Below are 24,162 nucleotides of genomic sequence, written 5' to 3'. Positions count from 1 at the left end.
TATGAAAGACACCCCCAATAAATTTTCTTTCGCTAAAGTATACTGCAAGATTTTTGGCCATAAGTTAAAGGTGACTAAAAATGTCACCGATCATGTGCACGAATACAAATGCGCTAATTGCGGACAAGAAATGACAGATACAGCGAATGGATTTTTAGCACCCCTAACAAAGAAATTTAAGGATACGAATAATTACATCGCCAAAATCCACAAAAAACGTAAAAACCGTCGATTGCGCCATTACGCCAAAGCTTCTTAAGCTTTATCTTCATCCATCGAATTCCAACCTCTGGCGACCAATGGAATGGCTTGGTTTGCACGTGTAATTAAATGCATACCGGCATTTTCATCATTCATATGTCCAATTACGGTAAGATTAGGATTGCCCTTAATTTTATCGAAATCTGATTGGGAAATAGTAAACAGAAGTTCGTAATCTTCACCGCCACTTAAAGCAATAGTGGTACTATCAATCTCAAATTCCTCGCATACCGATATCATTGCAGGATCCAAAGGAATTTTCTCCTCGTAAAGACTCACTCCTGTTTTTGAGTTTTTGCATAAATGTATTATTTCAGAAGATAAACCATCACTAATATCGATCATAGATGTTGGTTTAACCCCAAGTTCTTTTAGAAGTGGCGGAATATCTTTACGAGCTTCCGGCTTTAGTTGACGTTCGATCAAATAGGTATACTGGTCCAAATCTGGCTGAGCATTAGGATTGGCTTTAAAAACCTGTTTTTCTCTCTCTAAAACCTGTAACCCCATGTAAGCAGCTCCCAGATCACCGGTTACTACCAGTAAATCATTTGGCTTGGCACCACTACGGTAAACGATGTCTTCTTTATCTGCTTCCCCAAATACAGAAATACTAATAAAAAGTCCTGAAGTTGAAGAAGTGGTATCCCCTCCCACAACATCAATATTATATAAATCTGCAGCCAATTTAATCCCTGCATACAATTCTTCTAAAGCTTCTACCGGGAAACGATTTGACGCCGCTACAGAAACCGTAATATGTGTCGCTTTAGCATTCATTGCGTAGATATCGGATGCATTAACCATTACCGATTTATATCCTAAATGCTTTAGCGGCATATAAGCAAGATCAAAATGAACTCCTTCAACAAGCATATCTGTGCTTACTAAGGTCTGCTTATCTTGAAAATCAAGCACAGCAGCATCATCGCCAATTGCTTTCACAGTAGAAGTATGCTTAGGTGAAAAGTGTTTTGTTAGATGATCTATAAGTCCAAATTCTCCTAACTCAGATAAACTTGTTCTGGTTTGCCCACTATTATCAAACATTGCAAATAATTTTTATGCAAAATAAACGAATATTATTTCAACTGCATATTCAAAACAGATTTTATATGTATTAATGAAAGGTTTATAATAAAATCCTACTAAAGCATTAAGAATAACAGACCATCGGAAGGTTTTTGTAACAAAACAATCCTGCTATTGCCAATTCCGGTGTTGCAATAGCATTAAATTTCAATCGAATACATTTATCAATGCATTCTTAAAACAAATATTGCCGCTATGGTAAAACGCTTGTTTTAATGTATATTTGTAACCGATTTAAAATAATCTTTTTTAGCTATGATTAAAGTTAGTGAAGACGCAAGAAAAAAGATTTCTGCTCTTATGGAAGAAGAAGGTTTTAACAGCCTTCAGGATTTTGTGCGTGTCGGCGTAAAGAGTGGCGGTTGTTCAGGTTTATCGTATGAATTAAAATTCGATAAAGCTAAAGCTGAAGATGATAAACTTTTTGAAGACAACAATATTAAAATTGTGGTAGATAAACGCAGTGTATTATATCTTGCCGGAACTATTTTAGAATATTCTGGCGGATTAAATGGAAAAGGATTTATTTTTAATAATCCTAACGCCCAAAGAACCTGCGGATGTGGAGAAAGTTTTTCCCTTTAAAAAAGTTTAAAATTAAAGGTTAAAAATTCGAAGTTGGCGACGATTAAACAATTTGAAGATTTAGAAATTTGGCAGAAGTCCAGAGAAATTTGTCAGATTGTTTATAATTTGAAAAAGAATACAAATCTTAAAAATTACTATAAATTATATAGTCAGTTAAACGGATCCTCAGGTTCTATAATGGATAATATAGCCGAAGGTTTTGAAAGAAACGGAAATAGAGAATTTATTCAATTTCTTTCAATTGCAAAGGCATCATATGGAGAGACAAGATCACAAATATATAGAGCTTTTGATCGCGGATATTTAAATGAAGATGATTTTGAAGATTTTAAGAGCAAAGTTATTTCATTGAGCAGGCAAATAAATGGTTTTATAGACTATTTGCAAAAGAGTGATTTTAAAGGAACGAAATTTAAATAACCTTAAATTTTGAGCCTTGAATATAAAATACAGAGATGGCATATACTGAAGACGACTTAAAAAAAGAACTCGAAACCAAAGAATACGAGTATGGATTTTATACCGATATAGAATCTGATACTTTTCCTATTGGTTTGAACGAGGATATTGTTAGAGCAATTTCTAAGAAGAAAGAGGAACCTGAATGGATGACAGAATGGAGACTCGAAGCTTATAGAGAATGGGAGAAAATGACAGAACCAGAATGGGCGAACGTTCATTATGAAAAACCTAATTTTCAGAACATCTCATACTACTCTGCTCCTAACAAAAAACCCAAATACGAAAGTTTAGATGAGGTAGATCCTGAGTTATTGGATACCTTCAAAAAACTTGGAATATCGCTAGACGAGCAAAAGAAATTGGCTGGTGTTGCTGTAGATGTGGTTATGGATTCAGTTTCTGTAACTACAACTTTTAAAAAGACTTTAGCTGAAAAAGGAATTATTTTCTGCTCTATTTCTGAAGCAATAAAAGAACATCCAGAAATAGTTAAGAAATATATTGGGAGCGTTGTACCTAAGAAAGATAATTTTTATGCTGCATTAAATTCCGCAGTATTTAGTGATGGATCTTTCTGTTATATTCCAAAAGGTGTTCGTTGCCCGATGGAACTTTCTACATACTTCAGAATTAATCAGGCAGGTACCGGGCAATTCGAAAGAACCCTTGTGGTAGCAGACGAATCTAGTTATGTAAGTTACTTAGAAGGTTGTACTGCCCCAACACGTGATGAAAACCAATTACATGCTGCCGTAGTAGAATTGGTAGCATTAGATGATGCTGAAATAAAATACAGTACCGTTCAAAACTGGTTCCCAGGCAGTAAAGATGGTAAAGGTGGTGTTTATAATTTTGTAACCAAAAGAGGGATTTGCGAAAAAAATGCAAAAATCTCATGGACACAGGTAGAAACAGGATCTGCAGTAACCTGGAAGTATCCTTCATGTATCCTAAAAGGCGATAACTCTGTTGGAGAATTTTATTCGATCGCTGTAACCAATAATTTTCAGCAGGCAGATACCGGTACTAAAATGATTCATCTTGGTAAAAACACTAAGAGTACCATTATCTCTAAAGGTATTTCAGCAGGAAAATCACAAAATTCATATCGTGGTTTAGTGCAGATTAATCCTAGGGCTGAAAATGCTAGAAACTTTTCACAATGTGATTCGCTTTTAATGGGTAATGAATGTGGTGCACACACGTTTCCTTATATCGAAGCTAAAAACAAAACTGCAAAAGTAGAGCACGAAGCAACTACAAGTAAAATTGGAGAAGATCAAATTTTTTACTGTAACCAAAGAGGAATCGATACTGAAAAAGCTATCGCGTTAATCGTTAACGGTTTTAGTAAAGAGGTTTTAAATAAACTTCCTATGGAATTTGCTGTGGAAGCTCAAAAACTACTTGAAATTTCTTTGGAAGGATCGGTAGGATAATTTAAGAATCTCATGAAAAAGATTTTGTGCATATTTTTACTAGCGCTTATTTGTATTGGCTGTGAAGAAGAACCTGAAAGTACTGTTGAAAAAAGTACCGTTATAGAAACAGAACAAGACACAGTTCCTACACTTATAGGGAATTTTATTTATGCTGATGAAGCTGCACTTTTTAGAGGAGAAGACTTTATTTATAATGTTGAAATCGATAGCCTAAGCCGCTCTTTAGCACATCAGTTAAAAGCTTACAAAACCGATGATTTTGAAATGATACCGGTTAAAGTAAGAGGTAAAATAAAGCAAAGTCCTGGACAAACAGGGATTAGAAAAAATTTAGAATTACGAGAAATTATAGCTGTCTTAGCCGATAGCACGAAAAATAATAGCAAAGAATAACAAACATAATTTGAGCGCATGCTCAAATGCATACCATATAATTATGCTTAAGATAAAGAATTTACACGCAAGTATAGAAGAAAAGGAAATTCTTAAAGGAATTAATCTTGAGATTAATCCAGGAGAAGTACATGCCATCATGGGACCAAACGGCTCTGGTAAAAGTACATTATCCTCTGTTATTGCAGGTAAAGAAGAATACGAAATGACTGATGGTGAAATTATTTTCGAAGGAGAAGATTTATCTGAATTAGATCCTGAAGAAAGAGCTCACAAAGGCGTTTTCCTTTCGTTTCAATACCCAGTAGAAATTCCTGGTGTTTCTGTAACCAACTTTATGAAAACTGCAATTAATGCACATCGCAAAGCAAATGGTCTAGAAGACATGCCAGCAAACGAAATGCTTAAGCTTATCAGAGAAAAATCTGAATTACTGGAAATAGATCGCAAATTTTTATCAAGATCTCTTAACGAAGGCTTTTCTGGTGGTGAGAAGAAACGTAATGAGATTTTCCAGATGGCAATGCTAGATCCTAAACTATCCATCTTAGACGAAACAGATTCTGGATTAGATATCGATGCTCTTAAAATTGTTTCTAACGGTGTGAATAAACTTAGAAACGAAAACAACGCCGTTCTGGTAATCACACACTATCAAAGACTTTTAAATTATATCGTACCAGATGTAGTTCATGTTTTGATTGACGGTAAAATTGTAAAAACAGGCGGTAAAGAACTGGCTTACGAATTGGAAGAAAGAGGGTATGATTGGATTAAGCAGGAAAGCGCAGTTTAATACTGAAATTCAATAAAATCAATCGGATTTTCCCGAATTATGAATTTGTATTACAACTGATAAACTGAAGAAAATGGAATTAAAAGATAAATTAGTATCATCATTTTTAGCTTTCGACGAGCAATATCAGGTGGATGATGATGTTCAGCAAATAAGAAGCCAGGCGATTAAAGAATTTGAAACGCTTGGGTTTCCTTCTAAAAAGCAGGAAGATTGGAAATATACTTCTTTAAAATCTACTCTTAAGCACGATTACAGTGTTTTTCCTAAAAAGGAAGATGCGATAGAATATAGCCAAATCAAGCAATACCTTATTCACGATATCGATACTTATGATTTAGTATTTATCGATGGTATTTATTCTTCTCATTTATCTAACACTACACACGATAAGATCGATGTTTGTTTAATGTCTTCTGCATTAAACAAAACAAAGTTTAAGCCGGTAATAGATAATTATTTCAATAAACTAGCACCTAAAAACGGTATTAATTCGCTAAATACCGCTTTCACCAAAGAAGGTGCGTACATCCATATCCACAAAAATACAATGGCCGATAAGCCAATTCAGATCATAAATTTCTCTACAGGAAATGAGTCTTCTTTATTGCTTCAGCCAAGAAACCTTGTGGTAGTCGACGAAAATTCTCATGTACAAATTATCGAGAGACATCAAAGTCTTACCGATCATCCGGTGCTAACAAACTCGGTAACAGAGGTATTTGCAGATCGTCGTGCGATCGTAGATTATTATAAAATCCAGAACGATAAGACAAGTTCCTCTTTAATAGATAATACGTTTATCGAGCAGAAAGACGAAAGCAATTGTTCTGTACATACATTCTCTTTAGGCGGAAATCTTACCAGAAATAATCTAAACTTCTATCAAAAAGGAGAACGAATCGACTCTACCATGAAAGGAGTTACGATTATCGAAGGAAAACAACACGTAGATCACAACACACTGGTACACCACATTTATCCAAATTGTGAGAGCCACCAGGATTATAAAGGAATCTTTTCCGATAAATCTGTAGGTGTTTTTAACGGGAAAGTAGTTGTAGAAAAAGAAGCACAGAAAACCAATGCATATCAATCCAACAACAATATCCTGGTGGATGATAAAGCAACGATAAACTCCAAACCTCAGCTAGAGATCTTTGCAGATGATGTACGTTGTAGCCATGGTTGTACAATTGGACAGTTAGACGAGGATGCTTTATTTTATTTACAATCGCGTGGAATTCCGCATAAAGAAGCTCGTGGATTATTAATGTATGCTTTCGCAAACAACGTTTTAGCTAGCGTCAAAATTCCTGAAATTAAAAAAAGAATCAATAATATTATTGCTGAAAAACTAGGCGTAGAACTAGGTTTCAATTTATAGATAGCTATTTTTTAAGTAGCCCATTTTATTCAGCAAAAATTTTAAGATATGAGTACAGCTACTGAAGCATTAGAATATAGCGTAGAAAAAATTAGAGAGGATTTCCCTATTCTTAAACGAGAAGTTAACGGTTATCCTCTCGTTTATTTTGATAATGCTGCAACTTCACAAACACCACAGCAGGTAATCGACGTGATTGTAGATTATTACTCAAATTACAACGCTAACATTCATCGCGGTGTACATGCTTTATCTCAGGAAGCTACAGATAAGTATGAACATGCTCGCCATACGATACAAAAGCATTTTAATGCAGAAAAGGCACACGAAATCATTTTTACCTCTGGAACAACTCATGGGATAAATCTGGTTGCAAATGGTTTTGCTTCTTTGCTAAATCAAGGTGACGAAATTATCGTTTCTGCTTTGGAACATCATTCTAACATTGTACCGTGGCAGATTTTAGCTGAAAAAACTGGAGCGATTTTAAAGGTAATTCCAATGAACCAGGAGGGAGAATTAATCTATTCTGCTTTTGAAGAATTACTCTCAGAAAAAACCAAACTTGTATTTTTAAATCATGTTTCCAATGCTTTAGGTACGGTAAATCCTATTGAAAAAATCATCACCAAAGCGCACGAATATGATGCAGCAGTTTTAATAGATGGTGCCCAGGCAGCGCCACATATCAAAGCAGATGTACAGGCTTTAGATGTAGATTTTTATGTAGTATCTGCCCATAAAATGTGTGGACCAACCGGTGTTGGCATGCTTTACGGAAAAGAAAAGTGGCTAAACAAATTACCTCCTTACCAAGGTGGTGGTGAGATGATCGCAACAGTAACTTTTGAGAAAACTACTTATGCCGATCTTCCACATAAATTTGAAGCAGGAACTCCTAATATTTGCGGTGGGATCGCTTTTGGCGCAGCATTAGATTATATGAATGCTCTTGGTTTTGATAAAATTGCTTCTTACGAGGAAGGATTGCTTCATTATGCCACAAAAGAACTTCTGAAAATAGACGGAATGGAGATTTACGGGGTTTCAAAAGAAAAAACAGCCGTAATTTCTTTCAATATTAACGGTATGCATCCGTATGATATCGGGACTATTCTCGACAAATTGGGAATAGCTGTGAGAACCGGGCACCATTGTGCACAACCAATTATGGATTTTTATAAAATTCCGGGTACGGTTCGCGCTTCTTTTTCGTTTTATAATACAAAAGAAGAAATAGATGCATTTATTAAAGCCGTTATTAAAGCTAAAACCATGCTTGCATAAATCTTTATCGATTTTAGCAATTTTTAGTTCCCTTTTAATTTTTAGCTGTAAAGAAGAAAATAAGCCTAAAGAAACGCCCAATCTTAGCGAAAGCGACCAAAAAAAGTTAAATAATTCTGAAATTTCAGGTGAATATTCGGTTAAAACACTGAATAATAAGAAAGAGAATCTTGGGAATCTTATATTTGATTTTATTTCAGAAGAAAAAAGGCTGGCAATTACTACAGATTGTAATAATATAGCCGCTGAATACGAAATTGGTAAAGATCAGCTTACATTTTCTAACGCGATAAGCACCAGGAAATTTTGCCAGGGAGCAATGGATAACGAGAATACCATCTCTAAAATATTGCCGAAAATTACCAAATTCGATTTTTCTGAAAAAGAACTTAGATTATTATCAAGTAATAATGAGGTTTTAATAAGCCTTATAAAATCTGAAAAAAGTGAGTAAATCTATACCGCAAATACAGGAAGAAATTATAGACGAATTTTCAATGTTCGACGATTGGATGCAACGTTATGAATATATGATCGAGCTTGGAAAATCTCTTCCACTAATTGACGAAAAATATAAAATTGAAGAAAATCTAATTAAAGGATGCCAGAGTAAAGTTTGGGTTCATGCTGAATTGAACGGTGAAAAACTGGAATTCACAGCAGATAGTGACGCGATAATCACAAAAGGTATCGTAGCCATTTTAATTAGAGCTTTTTCTGGGCATCATCCCTCAGATATTCTGGAAGCAGACACCCAGTTTATCGATGAGATTGGATTAAAAGAACACTTATCTCCTACCCGTGCAAACGGATTGGTAAGTATGATCAAACAACTAAAAATGTATGCAATAGCATATCAAACCCAATTAAAATAAAATGGAACAGGAAATCGACACTCAGGAATTGGGAGAAAAAATCGTAAAAGTGCTTAAAACTATTTATGATCCTGAAATCCCTGTAGATATATACGAGCTAGGACTTATTTACGACGTAATGGTAAGTACAGATTACGATGTAAAGATCTTAATGACTCTTACCACGCCAAATTGCCCGGTAGCAGAATCGCTACCTCAGGAAGTGGAAGAAAAAGTAAAATCTTTAAACGAAGTAAAAGACGCTGAAGTTGAAATTACTTTTGATCCCCCGTGGAGCCAGGATCTAATGAGCGAGGGTGCTAAATTAGAATTAGGACTTTTATAAAAGAACGTTTATGGCTACAGAAGAAATCGTAAATCGCGTAGCAAATAGCAAATTAGTCACTTTTAATCTAGAGGATTATTATCCAAAAGGTCGAAGAGTGACTTTTGATATTTCAGGCTGGCTGCTGGAAGGTTTTGTACTTCGAGAAAGCACTTTTAGAGAAGAGGCAAAAAACCATGATTGGAGCCAGTATCAGGATTGTTACGTGGCCTTAGAATGCAGTACAGATGCTATTATCCCGGCATGGGCTTATATGCTTATAGCCACCTACCTTCAACCCTATGCTAAAAAAACGGTTAACGGCTCTTTAGAGGATCTAGAAACCATTCTTTATACTGAAGTTATTCAGCAAATGGATCTTTCAGAATTAAAAGATAAACCGGTAATTATTAAAGGATGTGCCAATAAGCCAGTACCTAAAAATGCCTATTTATTATTAATTAATAAACTACAACCAATTGCGAAAAGTATAATGTATGGTGAAGCATGCTCTTCAGTACCATTATACAAAAAACCAAAAAATTAAAAATGAAAAAACTTTTACTTAGCCTGCTAATTTTAGGTGGAACGTTAAGCATGAACGCTCAAGATGACGATTCAGAAGAGCAAAAAGAAGGTTGGACAACAGAAGGTAACATCCAACTTCTTTTTAATCAATCGGCCTTTAATGCGGAATGGACTGGAGGAGGAACTTCCAACATTTCTGGAAACTTAATTTTTAATTACGATTTCAATTATCTAAAAGACGATTTCACCTGGGATTCTAAAGTTTTAGTAGACTACGGAATGACAAAGCAAAAAGGTGACGAATTTCCAAGAAAAACTAGTGACCGCTTAGAGATCAACTCGGTTGCCGGTAAGCAAGTAGAAGAATCTAATTGGTTTTATTCATTTTTTACAAACTTTAGAACACAAGTTACTAAAGGCTATAATTATAGTACAGATGCCGATACGGGAGAAACTATTCGTACCGAGCGCACCAACTTTTTATCTCCTGCTTATTTACAGTTTGGTCCTGGTATGCTTTGGAAGAAAAGTGAAAACTTCTATGTAAACATCGCACCTGCAACAGGAAGATTTATAATCGTTGATTCTTATTTTACCAGTGTAGATGGTTATCAAGATGGTGACTATTTTGGCGTAGATCAGGGAAAATCTGCGCGATTTGAACTTGGTGCTGCGATCTCTGCTTATGCAAAATTTGAATTGATAAAGAATGTGAAAGTGGAGAACATTCTAAACCTATATTCTAATTACCTTGAAGATCCGCAAAACGTAGATATCGATTATACGGTTAATGTAAAAATGAAGATTAACGAATTATTATCGACTAATTTCATTTTCCAAACCATCTATGATGACAATGCCGTTGGAGCTTTTCAGGTAAGGGAAGTTTTTGGATTAGGGTTTAATTATAATTTCTAAAACACAAATACGAAATTTTGAAAGCCTGTATTTAAAATTACAGGCTTTTTTGGTTAAAATTATTTGAAAAAAACGACTGAAAAATCACAATACTAATCTATTATGTACCTTTGTAGTTATGATTGAAAAGACCGATTTAAGTTACGAAAAAGCTGTTCTAATTGGGATCATAACCAAAGATCAGAAAGAAGATAAATTAGAGGAATATCTTGACGAATTAGAATTCCTTACCTATACTGCCGGAGGGGAAGTTGCCAAACGATTTTCCCAGAAAATGGAATTTCCCAATCCCAAAACATTTATTGGTACCGGGAAGATGGAAGAAGTAAGACAGTACATATCTGACAACGAAATAGGAACCGCTGTTTTTGACGATGAGCTTTCTCCAGCTCAGCAAAAGAATATTGAAAAAATATTAAAATGCAAGGTATTAGATAGAACCAATTTAATTCTAGACATTTTTGCCCAGCGTGCACAAACCAGCTATGCAAGAACGCAAGTTGAATTAGCACAATATGAATATTTATTGCCGCGTCTTGCCGGTATGTGGACTCACTTAGAGCGTCAACGTGGTGGTATTGGAATGCGTGGTCCCGGGGAAACCGAAATTGAAACTGACCGTCGTATCGTTAGAGATAAAATTTCTTTGCTGAAAAAGAAGTTGGAAACGATCGACAAGCAAATGGAAGTGCAAAGAGGAAACCGTGGACAATTAGTGCGCGTTGCTTTGGTAGGTTACACCAATGTTGGAAAATCTACGTTAATGAATACGATTAGCAAAAGTGAAGTATTTGCTGAAAATAAACTATTCGCAACACTCGATACCACCGTTAGAAAAGTTGTGATACGTAATTTACCGTTCCTTCTTACAGATACGGTAGGATTTATTAGAAAATTACCTACACAGCTTGTAGAGTCTTTTAAATCGACTTTAGATGAAGTACGAGAAGCAGATTTGCTTTTACATGTAGTTGATATTTCCCATCCTAATTTTGAGGATCATATCAATTCTGTAAACCAAATTTTGGATGAAATAAAAAGTTCCGATAAACCATCGATTATGGTTTTCAACAAGATCGACCAATACGTTCCTGAAGAAATTGAAGAAGACGATCTTGTTACTGAAAAAACTACAGCACACTATACGCTGGCAGAATGGAAACAAACCTGGATGAATCGCCTTGGTGATAACGTATTGTTTATTTCAGCCTTAGAAAAGGAAAATATGGAGCACTTTAGAAGAAAGGTTTACGAAGCTGTACGCCAAATTCATATTACCAGATTTCCGTATAATAATTTTCTGTATCCCGAATACGATAAATACGGAGAAGAGAAGTAGTTAAAAATTATTCTATCAACATACAGCAGCGGGTGAAGTATAGTGGGACTATCTCAAAAACTGTGTAAGTAGAAAATATCGGGGTTTGCAAACCCCGATATTTTTTTAATCTTGCCTGTAATTTCAGGCCTCTAATATTTACACAGTAATGAAAAAAGAAGATTTATTTGACGATGATTTTTTAAAGCAGTTCAAATCCGGAGAAGAACTCAGTAATTTCCTAAAACAACTCCAAAAGCGTGGTCTGGAAAAAATGCTGGAAGGTGAGCTTGATGGTCACCTTGATTACGAGAAAAACCAGCGATCTAAAGAAGGTAATACCCGCAACGGCTATTCCCAGAAGAAGGTTCGCAGTTCCTATGGAGAAGATTCTATAAAGGTTCCAAGAGACAGGGACGGATCCTTTAATCCCATGATTGTTCCAAAGCGGCAGAATATGGTTGATGGAATCGAGAATGTAATTGTCTCTCTTTATGCCAAAGGAATGAGCAATAGTGATATCGAAGAACAGATCTCTGAAGTCTATGGTTTTGATGTTTCTACTTCCACCATATCCCGAATAACTGACCGGATTAGCAATGATATTGTCGCCTGGCAGAACCGCCCTTTAGAGCCGGTTTATCTTATTGTCTGGATGGATGGGATTGTGTTTAAGGTACGAGAGAACTCCAAGGTAGTCAACAAAACGATTTATATCGCAGTAGGTCTTAGGAGGGATGGAAAGAAAGAGGTTCTTGGCCTATGGCTGGGTAAGAATGAATCTGCGGCTTTTTGGATGAGCGTACTTACTGATATGAAAGCCCGTGGTGTGGAGGATATTCTGATCACCGCTACAGATAACCTGAATGGATTTACCGATACCATTAGAAACGTATTCCCGGAATCCAGAACGCAAATATGTGTAGTCCACCAGATCAGGAATGCTTGCAGGTATGTGGTCTGGAAAGATAAAAAAGCCTTTACAAAGGATATGAAGCTCATCTATGATGCTCCGACCAAACAGGCCGCAGAAGCTGCCCTAGAGGATTTTGCACGCAATTGGAATGACAAGTATTCCTATGCTATTAAAAGCTGGAGAGACAACTGGGAAGATCTTACAGTTTTCTATGAATTCCCACTCGAGATCAGGCGTATCATTTACACCACCAACCTGATTGAAAATTTAAACGGTAAGATCAGGAAGTACACCAAGAATAAATTATCCTTCCCAACAGATGATGCTGTTATGAAATCAGTATATTTGGCATTAAGGGAAGCCACAAAAAAGTGGACTATGCCGGTTAGAAACTGGGGAATTATCCTCAATCAGTTCTTAACTATATATGAAGAAAGGGTTCGACTTTAAGTAATAAAGCCAAACCCCCTTATTTAAAACTTACACACTTTACGGGATAGTGTCAGTATAGTTTTCACTCGCTGTTTCTATTATGTAATTTCCTTAGACTTCTTCCAACGCCTTATTCTAGTCCTTGCATTTTTATAAGGTGAAGAGGTATTAAACTGTATCATTTTTCCTTTTGTCCATTTCCCATACCAAGCTGTTTGATATAATTCCTTATTCGAATTATTTTCGATAATTTCTAGAATCTCTACAAAAACTTTATCTAATTTTTCGAGCAGTTCCAAATACGGGAGATGCTCATAATCCAAATAAAATTTATTAGCTAATTTGCCTAATTCATTCCACTTATAACCAGTTTCGGGAAAATCAACCTCTTTATTATTTTTCATTTTTCTATCCCATTTCAAGACAAGTTCTCCCCAGCCAATTAAGTAAGAGACTAGGTTACAAACACTCATATTGGTGTCTTTTGCATGTCCTTCAAGCTCTTTAGTTTTAGTTGATTTCAATGGAATATCTTCTAAATCTTTTTTCAATTTAGAATAGGTTGTTTTGATATCGTCTATTAACTCTTTCTTATTTGTTGGAACTGCCATAAAGATTCAACTATAATAAACTTCAGTTTGATTATGAACTAAAATTAGTATCTTCATTTTAAAAATCATCGATGATGAGGATACTTTTTTCAGTTATAGCTTTCAGTATATTTCAACTTGTGAATGCCCAAAATTTGGCAGGCTTAGAGGGCTCTTGGGAACTCATTTCAGAAAATAAAAAACCTGCTGAACTTAATACAGTACGTATTTATCAAGACGGATTTTTTGCTGAAGGAGCCAAAGAGGGCGACTACGAATTTATAGAGGCAAAAGGGGGAATTTATGAAATTGAAGGTTCTTCATATACGGAGAAATTCGAATTCAATTCCGCAGAAAAGGAAAAAGTTGGTAATATTAATAATCTCGTTGTTGAAGTAACTAAAGACACATTAAAATTTGAAGGACAGGATTATTCACAAACCTGGCTTAAAATTAGCGATTATCAGAACGATCTTTCTGGAGTTTGGATCATAACAGGTCGCGAGCGAGATGGCGCAATGCAAAGACGTGAAATTGGAGATCGTAAAACGATCAAGATTCTTAACGGAACCCGCTTTCAATGGATAGCATACAACTCGGCCACAGGAGATTTTTTTGCCACAGGCGGTGGAACGTATTCCGCCAGCTATGGGAAATATATCGAAAATATTGAGTTTTTCTCTAAAGACGATTTTCGCGTAGGCGCCAGCTTAACTTTCGATTATCAGCTTATGAATAATGAATGGAACCATCGCGGCAAGAGTTCTAGTGGCGATCCTATTTACGAAATTTGGTCTCCTTACAAAGCTAGTGAAATCATTCAGGATTAATTATCGGGTTAGAATAGCTTCTTCAGGCAAATAGAAGATTCCAACCGGGTTTTCGGTAAGATTGAACTGCAATAGATCATCTTCTACATAATATTGCATTCTTATTTTTCCTATTGATTTTTCGTAACTGCTCTCTATCGTACCGGCATAATTATCTTCAGCAATCTTCACCATAGTGATAGAAAAAGTGTCCTTATCACTATTACAGTCAATACGATTGCCGTTATCAAAAACAGCACAATGCCTGCCACGATATTCTTTATCATTTACTTTTTCTAATTCCACTTCAAAATTCTGAGAACCATCTGGTGAGTTCCATAGCCAAACACCTTCAAGATCCTGAGCATTCATAAAATGAATACCAAAAAGCAGTAAAATAAAGCAAATAGTAAATTTCATTTTCTTGTTTTTAGGACGCAGCTAAGTTAATTATCTAACCCTTATTTTGATGTTATCAATATCATAAGTTGTGGTTCGAGAAGGATCTCTACCGCGATATCGGAAGGCGATATAAACTTCTGCATCAAAACAGGAAAGATCTATTTTAGAATTTCTAAATACGGTAGCATTTTGATTAGAAGGTCCCATTGGAATATTGGCTTCCAACAAGTTCCAATTTGCATCTTTCACATCCCCACTAAAATCATCACTTACGTAAACTTGTAAAATGGTACCGTTATCGTAAGATGCCCTAATATCAAAAGATAACACCTCATTTTGCGTCTGAGAAAGATCGATTGGTGGTGTAACCAGCCAGGCTTCCAAAGGATTTTCTCCTGTATCGTATCCCGAGATTCGAATCGTTCGATTTCCGTTAGAAGTGGCATCAACAAATCGTTCTTCGCCACCGGTTAAGTTAATATTTGTCCATCCTAAAGGATCCAACTTATTCTCATTGGTGATTTCAGCAAAGTTTTCTTCAAACAAAATCCTCTCACCTTCTTCAATATTGCTTCCACAGCTAAAAAATTCGGGGTCACAGCGCTCATTTCCAAAAGAAAGATCTTCGGTAGAATTCAACTGAACCACATAAAAGTCATCATAAAAATCACGCCCTAAAACGCCAAATATCTTACCCGAGCTTGCCGGCAAATTTATCGACTTAAAATCGGCATACGTGCTGGTGCTTAATAAAGCGGTGTCGTCGCTTCCGCATTGTTCGATCTGGCGCAAACCATCAAATTGATCGTAAGTTTCTGCAGCAAAGGTGCTGTTGGTTTGCGTGAATAGATTTCGGTTAAACTGAATATTATCCAACTGCACATAAGTGCATAAAAATTCAGGTAAAAAATCACCAACATCAATTTGCTGCGGGATGATTTCTTCTACAATTTCTGAACGAACTAAATATTCGTCGATTTCTGAAGGTGTTATAGGATCAAGATCTCCCCTATTTTGTTTTCCTAGCTGAATTAAACCACTGTTTTTTGAAATACTTAATCCGTTTAGTTTCACAAAAACTTTTCTTCCGAAGTTATAACGTTGATAAAGGGCATTTTCATCAATTAAAATTTGGATACCAGCTTCCGGATTTTCAGGGCTATCCTGAAGGATCAATTCATTATAAAAGTTACCCGCTCGATCTGAAGAAATCACATAGCCTTCAAAATATTGATCTCCCGAAAATGTAAAAATATCACCAGTTTCTTCATCATAGTTATTCTTTACCGCTCTTAGGCTAATTTGCGTGCCTTCTATACTCACATTTGCCGGAACCTGAGTTTGTGGCACCTCATAATCATCTGTCGTCACACAACTGATTACAATAAGAATTAAAATGAGTAAAAATTTCTTCATTTTTAAAACCGAACATAAAGATTAGCAAAATAAGTAGTGCCGTAACCGTACCAGTAACGATTGCCAAAAACGGGAATTTCACGTTCACGATCTTCCTGCAAGCTGGTAAAGTTGGCATTTCTGGATTGTTCGTAACCGCCGGTTTTGTAAAGCTGATCCAAAATATTATTCAGGCTAATAAAAAGCCCAACATAATAATCTCCCAATTTCCAGGATTTACCTCCAATGGCATTCAGCAAAAAATAATCGCCTAAATTCTCTTGTTTTAAATACGCTCTAGCAAGTTGCGCATCATAATTTTCAAGCGGTAATCCATCAGTATCGGTAGCGAAATTTGATGTTCGCAGTAACGGACTCACATTAATAAATGCATTTGCAAAATAGTTTGCTGTAACACCAAACCACCAATAATCGGGATCGCGATATTCAAAACCTAATTGTGCTGCATGCTGCGGCCCATTGGCAAGACGGTAATTTTGCAATCGAGTTTCCCCATAATTCACATTGCCGGCAAAACTATTACTGGTTAGATACAAATTGGGATTATTGGAAAAAATAAATTGTCCAATCGCAAAGGCAGACTTAAATTTGATTGTGGAAGTTACCTGTACTTCAGCACCAAATTCGATCCCTAAATGCTGTTTTTCGGCATCGTATAAAATCTCCTGAACAAATGCAGTTGTTGTATTTCTGCCCAGACCTGAAAGTCCGTCTACATAGTAAAAAGAAACATCGGTTACATTTCGAAATTGAGTGAAATATCCACTGATTTTTAAGTTGAAATTTGGAGATCGATAACGATACGTCGCATCTGCGCTATAAATTTGTTCACTATCCAGATCTTGAACTACCGTATTATTTTGCCGCGGATTCGCAAAACTATTTTGAAGCGTTGGTGGATTAGTAGCAAAAAACAGATTAGAAGAAACCGAATGACGCCCTGTGAAATGATAAGTTAACCCCGATTTTAAGCCAAAATCGATAAAATGTAAAACTGAACTTTTTCCTAAAGAATTATCGGGAAAAAGTCCGTTTTGATAATTGCCAACCCGATCATAGTTTGTTGAACTAACCTTTGCTGAGAGGTAAGTTTCGATATTTTTAGTTATAAATTGAAGCTGAGAAAAAGCTTCTAATTTTGTTGAATTTAAATCATAATTATATTTATAGGTCTCCCCTTCACCCACCAATCGATTTGGATTTTGAAGATCACTTTGAGCTACCTCTTCCAGCGTAAAATCATTTGTTGGTGCAGCGAAAAAATCGATATCCAGAAAACGATTTCCACCAAAAAGATCATCGATTTTTGCATAATTATGGCTTTGTAAGTGCTGAAAATTAATTCCACCATTCAGCTTAAAATCTGAATTTATTTTATGATCGAAAGTGGAATTTAAAAAAATCGAGCGATCATCATTACGGTCTTCGGTTAAGGCGTAGACGGCATTATTTCCTGCATTGGTTTCAGCAATATTGGCTTCATAGATCGCATCCCAGTTTAATTGGCCATTTTCTCGAAATGCAGCCGCACTTCGATATGCTGCCTCATAATTTTCACTTCCTTCAAATCGTAAAAAATAACTTGGTAAATTTTGATAATAGGCGGGATCTGGGTTTTGACCGCCGCCATCGTAAGACACCTGATCGTTAAACCGAATTAAATCAGTTCCACCATAATCGATCCTGGTATTTCCAATATTTCCAAACTGGTAGGCGAGATTAGTAACTACCTGCGTATTTTCTGAGATTTCCCAAAAGTGATTCAGCATCAAAATAGGTTCTTCTACACGTCGCTGCCGAGAATTCCTAATTTCATCTTCCTGAAATCCCCAATAGCTATTATATTTTCTTCCTTTTAAATCGAAAACTTCATCGGTGATTGCGGCTGATTTTCCACGAATATTAGGCGTGTAAATTGTTGCAAAATTTAAACTATGCTCTTCATTTATCTTTTTTTCTACGGAAAGAAAAGCTGATTTTGCATTGTACGAGGTTCCTCCCATATAGCCTTCTTCAGCAAATCTTCCGGAAAGCGAAATGGTATAAAACCAATCATTTTTTAATTCACCCGAGCTATACGTGGCCATAATCCTGGATCGGTAACTTCTATTGGCAGCCGATAAAGTAAGCCGTCCTCCTTTCGAGAATTTTGAGGCACGCATTACAAAATTTGTGGATCCTGCCAAACTTCCGAAGTTATTATCCACAGGACTCACCGCAAAATTAAAATCCTGATTTCGCTGCACGTCATTTAAACCGCCCCAATTACTCCACTGCGGTCTACCATTGCTTATTTTATTTAGTGGAACTCCATTGATCATCACCAAGCCATACTGGCTATCATAGCCACGTGGTTTAAAATATGTCTGGCTAAAATCGTAAGCTGCAGCATTTAAAAAAGCATCTTTTCCAGCATTCAAAATAGAAGAAAAAACGGCATCAATTTGGTCATCGTCAAGCTCGTTTTCGCTAAGATTAACACTTCCTAATTGCGCTTGCTGCTCGGTAAAATCTGGAGTAAGCGTAATCGCACCTAAATCCAAACTTGTTCGATTTATAAGAATAGGTAAGCGCAATGTTTTAAAACCAAATTTCGAAATATTTAGAATATAGTTTCCCATTTCCAAATCATTATAGTTTAAATTGAATTCTCCGCTAGCAGTGCTTCGTACTTCTAAAAATTGATTTTCTAAACGAATCGCAACGCCACCAATTACATCTTGGGAATGAACGTGAATTATTTTGCCTGAAATTTTTATTTCTTGAGCCTGAATAAAACCAGCAAAAAATACAATCATCCAAACAAAAACAGCACTACGCATTGAAAACCAATTACTTATATTCGTTAAATTAGTAAATTATACACTAAACCGTATTTATTATTTTCATTATAGTATAATTTTAACATTGATTTCAGATAGCTTATGAGATTGAAAATGAATCTAATACACTATATACTTCTCTTTTTTTTCGGAAATTTGGTTGCTCAAGATCAGGCTCCTTATGAAGTTTTGACCGTAGCATTTTATAATACTGAGAACCTTTTTGATACTGAAAACGACAATTTTACATTTGATGACGATCGTACACCTGAAGGTAAAGACGTGTGGACTAAAACAAAATATCAGCTAAAATTAAATAATATTGGCCGGGTTCTTTCTGAAATCGGAACAGAACTCTCTGGCAGCAGTCCAGAAATTATTGGCTTATGCGAAATCGAAAATTATGGCGTACTCGAAGATCTATTGAATACCGAGGAATTAAAAAACAAAAATTACAAAATTATTCATTTTGATTCCCCAGATCGCCGTGGTATTGATAATGCGCTACTCTATAATAACGATGTATTTACGCCAAAAACATCAAAGGCTATTGCTGTTTTTATTCAGAACAATGAGGGAAAAAGAATTTATACCAGGGATATCTTAGTTACTACTGGAAGTATTGAAGATGAGAACTTTGCATTTTTAGTAAATCACTGGCCTTCCAGAAGTGGTGGGGAAAAAGCGAGCCGAAATTATAGAAAATTGGCTGCATTAACGAATCGAAGAATTTGTGATTCGCTTTGGGCCATCGATCCTTCATTCAAAATTATAAATATGGGAGATTTTAATGATGATCCGAAAAATGAAAATGTGAAGAATCTGCTGAACACTTCAGAAAAGGCAAATCAATTTCAGTTTTATAATCCCATGCTCAGAATGTATAAAAAAGGCTTAGGGAGTTTAGCCTATCGTGATAATTGGAATTTATTCGATCAAATTTTAGTTTCAGGTGCTATGACATCTAAAAATTATGAGCATTTTCAATACTATAGAGCCGGAATTTTCAAAAAAGATTATTTGATTACTTCAAGCGGGCAGTATAAAGGATACCCTTTCCGAAGTTATGGCTATAATGGTTATTTAGGTGGGTTTAGCGATCATTTTCCTGTATATCTACACCTCGTTAAAAAGAAAAATCCTCACTGAAAGCGAGGATTTTTAATAGTTATAGACTTTGTTTTTTTACGACAACCAAGCATTCCAAGGAATTCTTGAAAGAAGTACCAATAAAGCAATCGTATAAAATATCGCTAAAGTTTTAAATTTTGGCGTAGAGGTTAGCTTCTTCTTGTGCTTAGAATATCCTACGGTGATTAAAACAATAGCAATAATCATCATAAGTGGATGTTCCATATTATACAATCTAAGTGTATCATCAGCCATTACTCCGCTCATCCCAACTTCTCCCCACATTTTAAAATATGGTGCTGTAAAATAAAGTACAATCCCAATAAGTAACTGAATATGGGAGACAATAAGCGTAAATAGCGAAATTCTAAAATTGCCGGCACTATATTCTTTACCAGAAACCCAACCAATAATGGCGCTAACAGCTGCTACGGTTAGCATAATTACAACTAGATAAGCCCAGTATGAATGTATAAATTGAACAGTTTGGTACATGATTATCTTTTTTACAAAAGTAGGCTATTCCCATCGATTTTCCGCATCTTCACCTCCCCAAATAAGAGTTGCAAGATATGGATTATCTATAAATGGATTACGATTACCCTGCGCAGCTTCAATTACATTATTTCTTTGCATCTCGAATTCTGATACAGGATCTTCTCTATTCCATTTAAGGAAAAGATCTAAGTTTCCTACAGTTTCTATATTTTCACCATAACGAATATTTAGATAGAATACCATTCGAGCAACATCACCTTTCCAATCATCACCAGGATACCACTGATTACTGCCAACAAGTTGATATTGGCCATTACCATCGGCAAATGGATAGTTAGATCTTTCACTATTAATATCAATATCAATAGATCTTAGGTGGTGCAAATCTGTAACTGCATCTGCTGCAGATAATCTTGATTGAGGATAAATATGCTCTGTATTGAAGGTTTCATCATCACCCGGTGGCTCCTGAGTTTGATATTCATTATCTGAGCGACTCTCTCCTGAATACATCAAAATTACATTTCCAGGGTTATCAGGATCGGCATCCGCATTATATAAATAATCATGACGATCTGTGTATGCTAAGATCGTTTCATGTGCAGCAACAGTAAAATTAGAAAGAGCTAATTTTAAGAATTCTGATTGATCCGTAAAAGTTACGCCATCGTAATAATCCTGTAGATCTGTGGGAATATTAAAGGCAATTGGATTTAAAACCTGAACAGTTACCGTAGCGGTACTACAGGAAGCTTCTGGCTGATCATCATCACAAATAGAATACTCAAAAGTATCTTCGCCGGTAAATCCAGCTGCGGGAACATAGGTTACTGTACCATCTTCATTTAATGTAACTGTTCCTTCGCTTGATGAATCATCTATACTGCTAATTGTAGCGCCATCAATTACATTATCATTAGCTAGCAGATCTGTAAGAATCGTCTCAGCATCATTAGTATTTGCAATCACCTCATCATCTTCTGCAGTTGGATTACCTTCATCAACTACTGTAATTGTAATTGTTGCAGTATCGCAAGAGGTTTTCTCATCATCATTGCAAATAGTATAAGTAAAAGTATCTATTCCTGCAAAACCTTCTATTGGAGTATAAACAATATTATTATCTTCATTAATAGTTACCGTAGCATTACCGCTTTCTGAATTGACCGAGGTAATAACGGCACCTCCAATAAGACTGTCGTTATCTCCATAATTACGAATCAGTAAGGTATCATCCTCATCTATTTCATAAGAGTCATCATTTGCAGTTGGCGGTCCTGGTTGATCTACCTGTACAGTCACAGTAGCTTCAGAGCATCTATCAGAATCGCCAGGTACACAAAGTGAATACATAAAAGTATCTTTCCCCTGAAAATCTGTAGATGGTATGTAGGTATATGTACCATCACGATTATCGATTATACTTCCATCTTCGCTACTTTCTGTATCGATAGAGAAAATACGAGCATTATCTACAACTTCATCATTTTGTAAAAGATCATCTGTATCAAAAGTAACCTCTACATTTTCTATAGTTCTCAATTCGTCATCTACCGCAATCGGATCGTCCTCTTGAGGGTTTACGGGATTATCCTGAGAACTGTCATCGCTACTACACCCAAGGAAAAAATTTCCTAAAATGAATGCTAAAAGGATATTTTTCTTCATTAAATCTAATTTTTAATTTTAATTTGAGTCTTGTAAAAGTAATAATCAAAAATAAAACCTTCTGCTAAAGTACAGAAGGTTTTATTTTTATCTTGAATAAGAGCAGGTTATTCGTTAAGCACCCAACTTCCATCTTCAACTTTTATCACACTAAGGCTATTAGTAGTGTTAGATCCATTGTAAACTGCGTATGTTACAATATATTTCTGGCCAACCGCGGCGCTAGGATTGATATTGTTTAATACTACATTTACAGCTTCCAAAATCATATCAGGACTCCAGTAATTATCATTATCAGACCTTGTATCGAAATTATTATAACGTAACATACTACTAGCAGGGTTAGGATAAGCATCTTCCAAAGCTGCAGCAATCGTTGCATAATCATCACCTGTTAAAGAATATCTTATGGTGTTATCAGGAACCCATAAACCATTATTTAATCCAAATTTCAAAGAAGTTGTTCTAGTTGACGGAATCAGGCTAAATTCTCCATCTTCAAAAATATAATTTACATATTCTGTTGATGTTTCTCCTGAACTATATAAATCATAAGCAACAGCTGTAATGTCTCCCTCTTCTGCATAAGGAAATTGCATACCCAGATAAATACCTATTCTATATAAAGCTTGATCTTCATTAGAAAAATTAGGATAGCTTTGTCCTAATGCCTCATAATCTTCCATAGATAATGTAAAAGGCATTCCCCAGCTACCATTTGTAAAAGCAAAAACGTCTGTAGTTGTAATTGTAGATACAGATCCATTTAAATCTAACTCATAATCACCATCGGTTTTAATAACATTTATAACCTCTGAACCAGCCGCACCAGTATAAACAGCGTAAGTAACTGCAAATTGAGTTCCTTCAGATGCATCTGGGAATTTTGAATCCAAAAGAAAGTTGATAGCTTCAAGAATCATGTCTTCCGTCCATGCTGAAGCATTTCCGTCTCTTTTTTCGAAATTACTGTATTGAGCTGCACTAGATGCTGGTTGTGGATATTCTTCAGCAAATTCAGTTCCTATTTCATCGAAATCTGCAGCAGAAACTTCGTAAGATGTTCCTCCAAATGCCACATAAGCATTGCCATTAAATTGAACAGTCATACTTTCTGTACCAGCACTTCCATCATAAACAGCATAAGAAACATTGTAAATCTGGTTTGTTACATCATCAAAATTATCATCTAAAACAACATTGATTGCTTCAAGAATCATATCATTGCTCCAATAGGCATCTCGATCTTCACGTCTATCAAAATTACTATACTGAGCTGCACTAGATGCTTCATCAGGATAAGTTCCTACTAAATTATCACCAATTAGATCAAAATCTTCAGCAGTAATTGTATATGGGATTTCTTCTGCAACTGTTTCGTACATTAGATTTATATAATCACCATTATCTGCCTGTGGAAATACATTCTCTAATACATTGTATATTTGAGATGTACCTGTAAAATAATCAACATCCAATCCAGCTTCGTTATAATCGTTAGAAGTTACTTCATAATCTTCTACACGAATAGGATCATAAATATCAAAAGTTACGTTGATAGAAGAACCTTCACCGTAAAATGGATATTGCGCATCAAGAAAATCAGGAATTAAAGTTCGTGCATCTTCCTCACTATTGAAGTTAGGAAAACTACTACCTAATGATTCATAATCATCTTCTGTAAGGGTATATGATTTATCAGCTAAAGCACCACTACCGTCAATTTCATCGTTAATATCATCATGGATATCTTCCATAGGCTCACAACCAATAAATGATAATCCAAGAAAAAGAATTAGTATGTAATATATATTTTTCATCTTCTAT

General features: G+C 35.6%; 25 protein-coding genes. 17 read left to right on the top strand and 8 right to left on the bottom strand.

The window, feature by feature from the left end; genetic code table 11:
• Position 1: 1 nt before the first annotated feature.
• Positions 2–259, top strand: coding sequence for a DUF1660 family phage protein (locus PBT89_RS00940; RefSeq protein ID WP_270062991.1), 258 nt, complete (start codon positions 2–4; stop codon positions 257–259).
• On the opposite strand, the gene thiL is transcribed toward PBT89_RS00940, so the two are convergent.
• Entirely contained in the window at positions 256–1,311 is a 1,056-nt protein-coding gene (gene thiL / locus PBT89_RS00935; RefSeq protein ID WP_270062990.1) for a thiamine-phosphate kinase, read from the bottom strand. The genes PBT89_RS00940 and thiL overlap by 4 nt on opposite strands.
• A gap of 297 nt (positions 1,312–1,608) precedes the next feature.
• On the opposite strand from thiL, the gene PBT89_RS00930 reads away from it, so the two are divergent.
• From PBT89_RS00930 to PBT89_RS00865, 14 genes are all read left to right on the top strand, one after another.
• The gene (locus tag PBT89_RS00930; protein ID WP_270059588.1) at positions 1,609–1,938 is read left to right on the top strand and encodes a HesB/IscA family protein; all 330 of its coding nucleotides are present in this window, start codon (positions 1,609–1,611) and stop codon (positions 1,936–1,938) included.
• Positions 1,939–1,971: 33 nt separating this feature from the next.
• Positions 1,972–2,361 carry a four helix bundle protein gene (locus PBT89_RS00925; protein ID WP_270062989.1) on the top strand — a complete coding sequence of 130 codons (390 nt, stop codon included), beginning with the start codon at positions 1,972–1,974 and terminating at the stop codon, positions 2,359–2,361.
• Positions 2,362–2,396: 35 nt separating this feature from the next.
• Positions 2,397–3,842, top strand: coding sequence for a Fe-S cluster assembly protein SufB (gene sufB, locus PBT89_RS00920; RefSeq protein WP_270062988.1), 1,446 nt, complete (start codon positions 2,397–2,399; stop codon positions 3,840–3,842).
• 12 nt (positions 3,843–3,854) lie between these two features.
• Positions 3,855–4,238: a hypothetical protein gene (locus PBT89_RS00915; RefSeq protein WP_270059591.1), complete on the top strand. Its 384-nt coding sequence runs from the start codon at positions 3,855–3,857 to the stop codon at positions 4,236–4,238.
• A 43-nt stretch (positions 4,239–4,281) separates the two neighbouring features.
• Positions 4,282–5,034 (top strand): Fe-S cluster assembly ATPase SufC, encoded by a 753-nt coding sequence (sufC, locus tag PBT89_RS00910; RefSeq protein WP_270059592.1) that lies wholly within the window; start codon positions 4,282–4,284, stop codon positions 5,032–5,034.
• Between the two features lie 73 nt (positions 5,035–5,107).
• Positions 5,108–6,421, top strand: a complete 1,314-nt coding sequence (sufD, locus tag PBT89_RS00905; protein ID WP_270059593.1) for a Fe-S cluster assembly protein SufD — start codon at positions 5,108–5,110, stop codon at positions 6,419–6,421.
• Between the two features lie 48 nt (positions 6,422–6,469).
• Positions 6,470–7,708, top strand: coding sequence for an aminotransferase class V-fold PLP-dependent enzyme (locus PBT89_RS00900; protein ID WP_270062987.1), 1,239 nt, complete (start codon positions 6,470–6,472; stop codon positions 7,706–7,708).
• Positions 7,701–8,162 (top strand): META domain-containing protein, encoded by a 462-nt coding sequence (locus PBT89_RS00895; RefSeq protein WP_270062986.1) that lies wholly within the window; start codon positions 7,701–7,703, stop codon positions 8,160–8,162. The genes PBT89_RS00900 and PBT89_RS00895 overlap by 8 nt, the downstream gene beginning before the upstream one ends.
• A gap of 43 nt (positions 8,163–8,205) precedes the next feature.
• Positions 8,206–8,583 (top strand): SufE family protein, encoded by a 378-nt coding sequence (locus PBT89_RS00890; protein WP_084841237.1) that lies wholly within the window; start codon positions 8,206–8,208, stop codon positions 8,581–8,583.
• Between the two features lies 1 nt (position 8,584).
• Positions 8,585–8,908, top strand: a complete 324-nt coding sequence (locus PBT89_RS00885) for an iron-sulfur cluster assembly protein (RefSeq protein WP_092539958.1) — start codon at positions 8,585–8,587, stop codon at positions 8,906–8,908.
• A 10-nt stretch (positions 8,909–8,918) separates the two neighbouring features.
• Complete coding sequence (locus PBT89_RS00880) at positions 8,919–9,434, top strand: DUF2480 family protein (RefSeq protein ID WP_270062985.1); 516 nt, start codon at positions 8,919–8,921, stop codon at positions 9,432–9,434.
• A 2-nt stretch (positions 9,435–9,436) separates the two neighbouring features.
• A complete protein-coding gene (locus tag PBT89_RS00875; RefSeq protein ID WP_270062984.1) occupies positions 9,437–10,333 on the top strand; it encodes a DUF3078 domain-containing protein in 897 nt (298 codons plus the stop codon).
• 118 nt (positions 10,334–10,451) lie between these two features.
• Positions 10,452–11,672: a GTPase HflX gene (gene hflX / locus PBT89_RS00870; protein ID WP_270059598.1), complete on the top strand. Its 1,221-nt coding sequence runs from the start codon at positions 10,452–10,454 to the stop codon at positions 11,670–11,672.
• 148 nt (positions 11,673–11,820) lie between these two features.
• Positions 11,821–13,017, top strand: a complete 1,197-nt coding sequence (locus PBT89_RS00865; RefSeq protein WP_270061650.1) for an IS256 family transposase — start codon at positions 11,821–11,823, stop codon at positions 13,015–13,017.
• Between the two features lie 80 nt (positions 13,018–13,097).
• Here the strand turns inward: PBT89_RS00865 and PBT89_RS00860 are convergent, their stop codons facing one another.
• Positions 13,098–13,610, bottom strand: a complete 513-nt coding sequence (locus tag PBT89_RS00860; RefSeq protein WP_270062983.1) for a ClbS/DfsB family four-helix bundle protein — start codon at positions 13,608–13,610, stop codon at positions 13,098–13,100.
• Positions 13,611–13,681: 71 nt separating this feature from the next.
• Between PBT89_RS00860 and PBT89_RS00855 the strand changes: the two genes are divergently transcribed.
• The gene (locus PBT89_RS00855; RefSeq protein WP_270062982.1) at positions 13,682–14,419 is read left to right on the top strand and encodes a hypothetical protein; all 738 of its coding nucleotides are present in this window, start codon (positions 13,682–13,684) and stop codon (positions 14,417–14,419) included.
• Here PBT89_RS00855 and PBT89_RS00850 read toward each other — a convergent pair whose 3' ends face one another.
• The 3 genes from PBT89_RS00850 to PBT89_RS00840 are packed head-to-tail and all read right to left on the bottom strand — an operon-like array spanning position 14,420 to position 19,038.
• Positions 14,420–14,818, bottom strand: a complete 399-nt coding sequence (locus PBT89_RS00850) for a hypothetical protein (RefSeq protein WP_270062981.1) — start codon at positions 14,816–14,818, stop codon at positions 14,420–14,422.
• Between the two features lie 30 nt (positions 14,819–14,848).
• Positions 14,849–16,216 (bottom strand): DUF5689 domain-containing protein, encoded by a 1,368-nt coding sequence (locus PBT89_RS00845; protein WP_270062980.1) that lies wholly within the window; start codon positions 16,214–16,216, stop codon positions 14,849–14,851.
• 2 nt (positions 16,217–16,218) lie between these two features.
• Positions 16,219–19,038, bottom strand: coding sequence for a TonB-dependent receptor (locus PBT89_RS00840; protein WP_270062979.1), 2,820 nt, complete (start codon positions 19,036–19,038; stop codon positions 16,219–16,221).
• 114 nt (positions 19,039–19,152) lie between these two features.
• Between PBT89_RS00840 and PBT89_RS00835 the strand changes: the two genes are divergently transcribed.
• Positions 19,153–20,187: an endonuclease/exonuclease/phosphatase family protein gene (locus PBT89_RS00835; protein WP_270062978.1), complete on the top strand. Its 1,035-nt coding sequence runs from the start codon at positions 19,153–19,155 to the stop codon at positions 20,185–20,187.
• A gap of 36 nt (positions 20,188–20,223) precedes the next feature.
• On the opposite strand, the gene PBT89_RS00830 is transcribed toward PBT89_RS00835, so the two are convergent.
• The 3 genes from PBT89_RS00830 to PBT89_RS00820 form a co-directional block, all read right to left on the bottom strand.
• The gene (locus PBT89_RS00830; RefSeq protein WP_270059605.1) at positions 20,224–20,664 is read right to left on the bottom strand and encodes a hypothetical protein; all 441 of its coding nucleotides are present in this window, start codon (positions 20,662–20,664) and stop codon (positions 20,224–20,226) included.
• Between the two features lie 24 nt (positions 20,665–20,688).
• The gene (locus PBT89_RS00825) at positions 20,689–22,335 is read right to left on the bottom strand and encodes an Ig-like domain-containing protein (protein ID WP_270062977.1); all 1,647 of its coding nucleotides are present in this window, start codon (positions 22,333–22,335) and stop codon (positions 20,689–20,691) included.
• Between the two features lie 107 nt (positions 22,336–22,442).
• Positions 22,443–24,155 (bottom strand): hypothetical protein, encoded by a 1,713-nt coding sequence (locus tag PBT89_RS00820; RefSeq protein WP_270062976.1) that lies wholly within the window; start codon positions 24,153–24,155, stop codon positions 22,443–22,445.
• Positions 24,156–24,162 lie beyond the last annotated feature (7 nt).

The sequence above is a fragment of the Zunongwangia sp. HRR-M8 genome (assembly GCF_027594405.1).
Lineage (GTDB): Bacteria > Bacteroidota > Bacteroidia > Flavobacteriales > Flavobacteriaceae > Zunongwangia.
The sequence above is the reverse complement of the archived record's forward strand: the minus strand, read 5'-3'. Positions and strand labels throughout refer to the sequence as shown.

Excerpts from the sequence above, each read along its gene's own strand:
- PBT89_RS00875 (WP_270062984.1), top strand. The coding sequence starts at position 9,437 with ATGAAAAAACTTTTACTTAGCCTGCTAATTTTAGGTGGAACGTTAAGC.
- hflX (WP_270059598.1), top strand. The coding sequence starts at position 10,452 with ATGATTGAAAAGACCGATTTAAGTTACGAAAAAGCTGTTCTAATTGGG.
- PBT89_RS00890 (WP_084841237.1), top strand. The coding sequence starts at position 8,206 with ATGTTCGACGATTGGATGCAACGTTATGAATATATGATCGAGCTTGGA.
- PBT89_RS00900 (WP_270062987.1), top strand. The coding sequence starts at position 6,470 with ATGAGTACAGCTACTGAAGCATTAGAATATAGCGTAGAAAAAATTAGA.
- PBT89_RS00850 (WP_270062981.1), bottom strand. The coding sequence starts at position 14,818 with ATGAAATTTACTATTTGCTTTATTTTACTGCTTTTTGGTATTCATTTT.
- sufD (WP_270059593.1), top strand. The coding sequence starts at position 5,108 with ATGGAATTAAAAGATAAATTAGTATCATCATTTTTAGCTTTCGACGAG.
- PBT89_RS00865 (WP_270061650.1), top strand. The coding sequence starts at position 11,821 with ATGAAAAAAGAAGATTTATTTGACGATGATTTTTTAAAGCAGTTCAAA.
- PBT89_RS00830 (WP_270059605.1), bottom strand. The coding sequence starts at position 20,664 with ATGTACCAAACTGTTCAATTTATACATTCATACTGGGCTTATCTAGTT.
- PBT89_RS00835 (WP_270062978.1), top strand. The coding sequence starts at position 19,153 with ATGAATCTAATACACTATATACTTCTCTTTTTTTTCGGAAATTTGGTT.
- PBT89_RS00840 (WP_270062979.1), bottom strand. The coding sequence starts at position 19,038 with ATGCGTAGTGCTGTTTTTGTTTGGATGATTGTATTTTTTGCTGGTTTT.
- PBT89_RS00940 (WP_270062991.1), top strand. The coding sequence starts at position 2 with ATGAAAGACACCCCCAATAAATTTTCTTTCGCTAAAGTATACTGCAAG.
- sufB (WP_270062988.1), top strand. The coding sequence starts at position 2,397 with ATGGCATATACTGAAGACGACTTAAAAAAAGAACTCGAAACCAAAGAA.
- PBT89_RS00820 (WP_270062976.1), bottom strand. The coding sequence starts at position 24,155 with ATGAAAAATATATATTACATACTAATTCTTTTTCTTGGATTATCATTT.
- PBT89_RS00825 (WP_270062977.1), bottom strand. The coding sequence starts at position 22,335 with ATGAAGAAAAATATCCTTTTAGCATTCATTTTAGGAAATTTTTTCCTT.
- PBT89_RS00915 (WP_270059591.1), top strand. The coding sequence starts at position 3,855 with ATGAAAAAGATTTTGTGCATATTTTTACTAGCGCTTATTTGTATTGGC.
- PBT89_RS00845 (WP_270062980.1), bottom strand. The coding sequence starts at position 16,216 with ATGAAGAAATTTTTACTCATTTTAATTCTTATTGTAATCAGTTGTGTG.
- PBT89_RS00930 (WP_270059588.1), top strand. The coding sequence starts at position 1,609 with ATGATTAAAGTTAGTGAAGACGCAAGAAAAAAGATTTCTGCTCTTATG.
- sufC (WP_270059592.1), top strand. The coding sequence starts at position 4,282 with ATGCTTAAGATAAAGAATTTACACGCAAGTATAGAAGAAAAGGAAATT.
- PBT89_RS00860 (WP_270062983.1), bottom strand. The coding sequence starts at position 13,610 with ATGGCAGTTCCAACAAATAAGAAAGAGTTAATAGACGATATCAAAACA.
- PBT89_RS00855 (WP_270062982.1), top strand. The coding sequence starts at position 13,682 with ATGATGAGGATACTTTTTTCAGTTATAGCTTTCAGTATATTTCAACTT.
- thiL (WP_270062990.1), bottom strand. The coding sequence starts at position 1,311 with ATGTTTGATAATAGTGGGCAAACCAGAACAAGTTTATCTGAGTTAGGA.
- PBT89_RS00885 (WP_092539958.1), top strand. The coding sequence starts at position 8,585 with ATGGAACAGGAAATCGACACTCAGGAATTGGGAGAAAAAATCGTAAAA.
- PBT89_RS00880 (WP_270062985.1), top strand. The coding sequence starts at position 8,919 with ATGGCTACAGAAGAAATCGTAAATCGCGTAGCAAATAGCAAATTAGTC.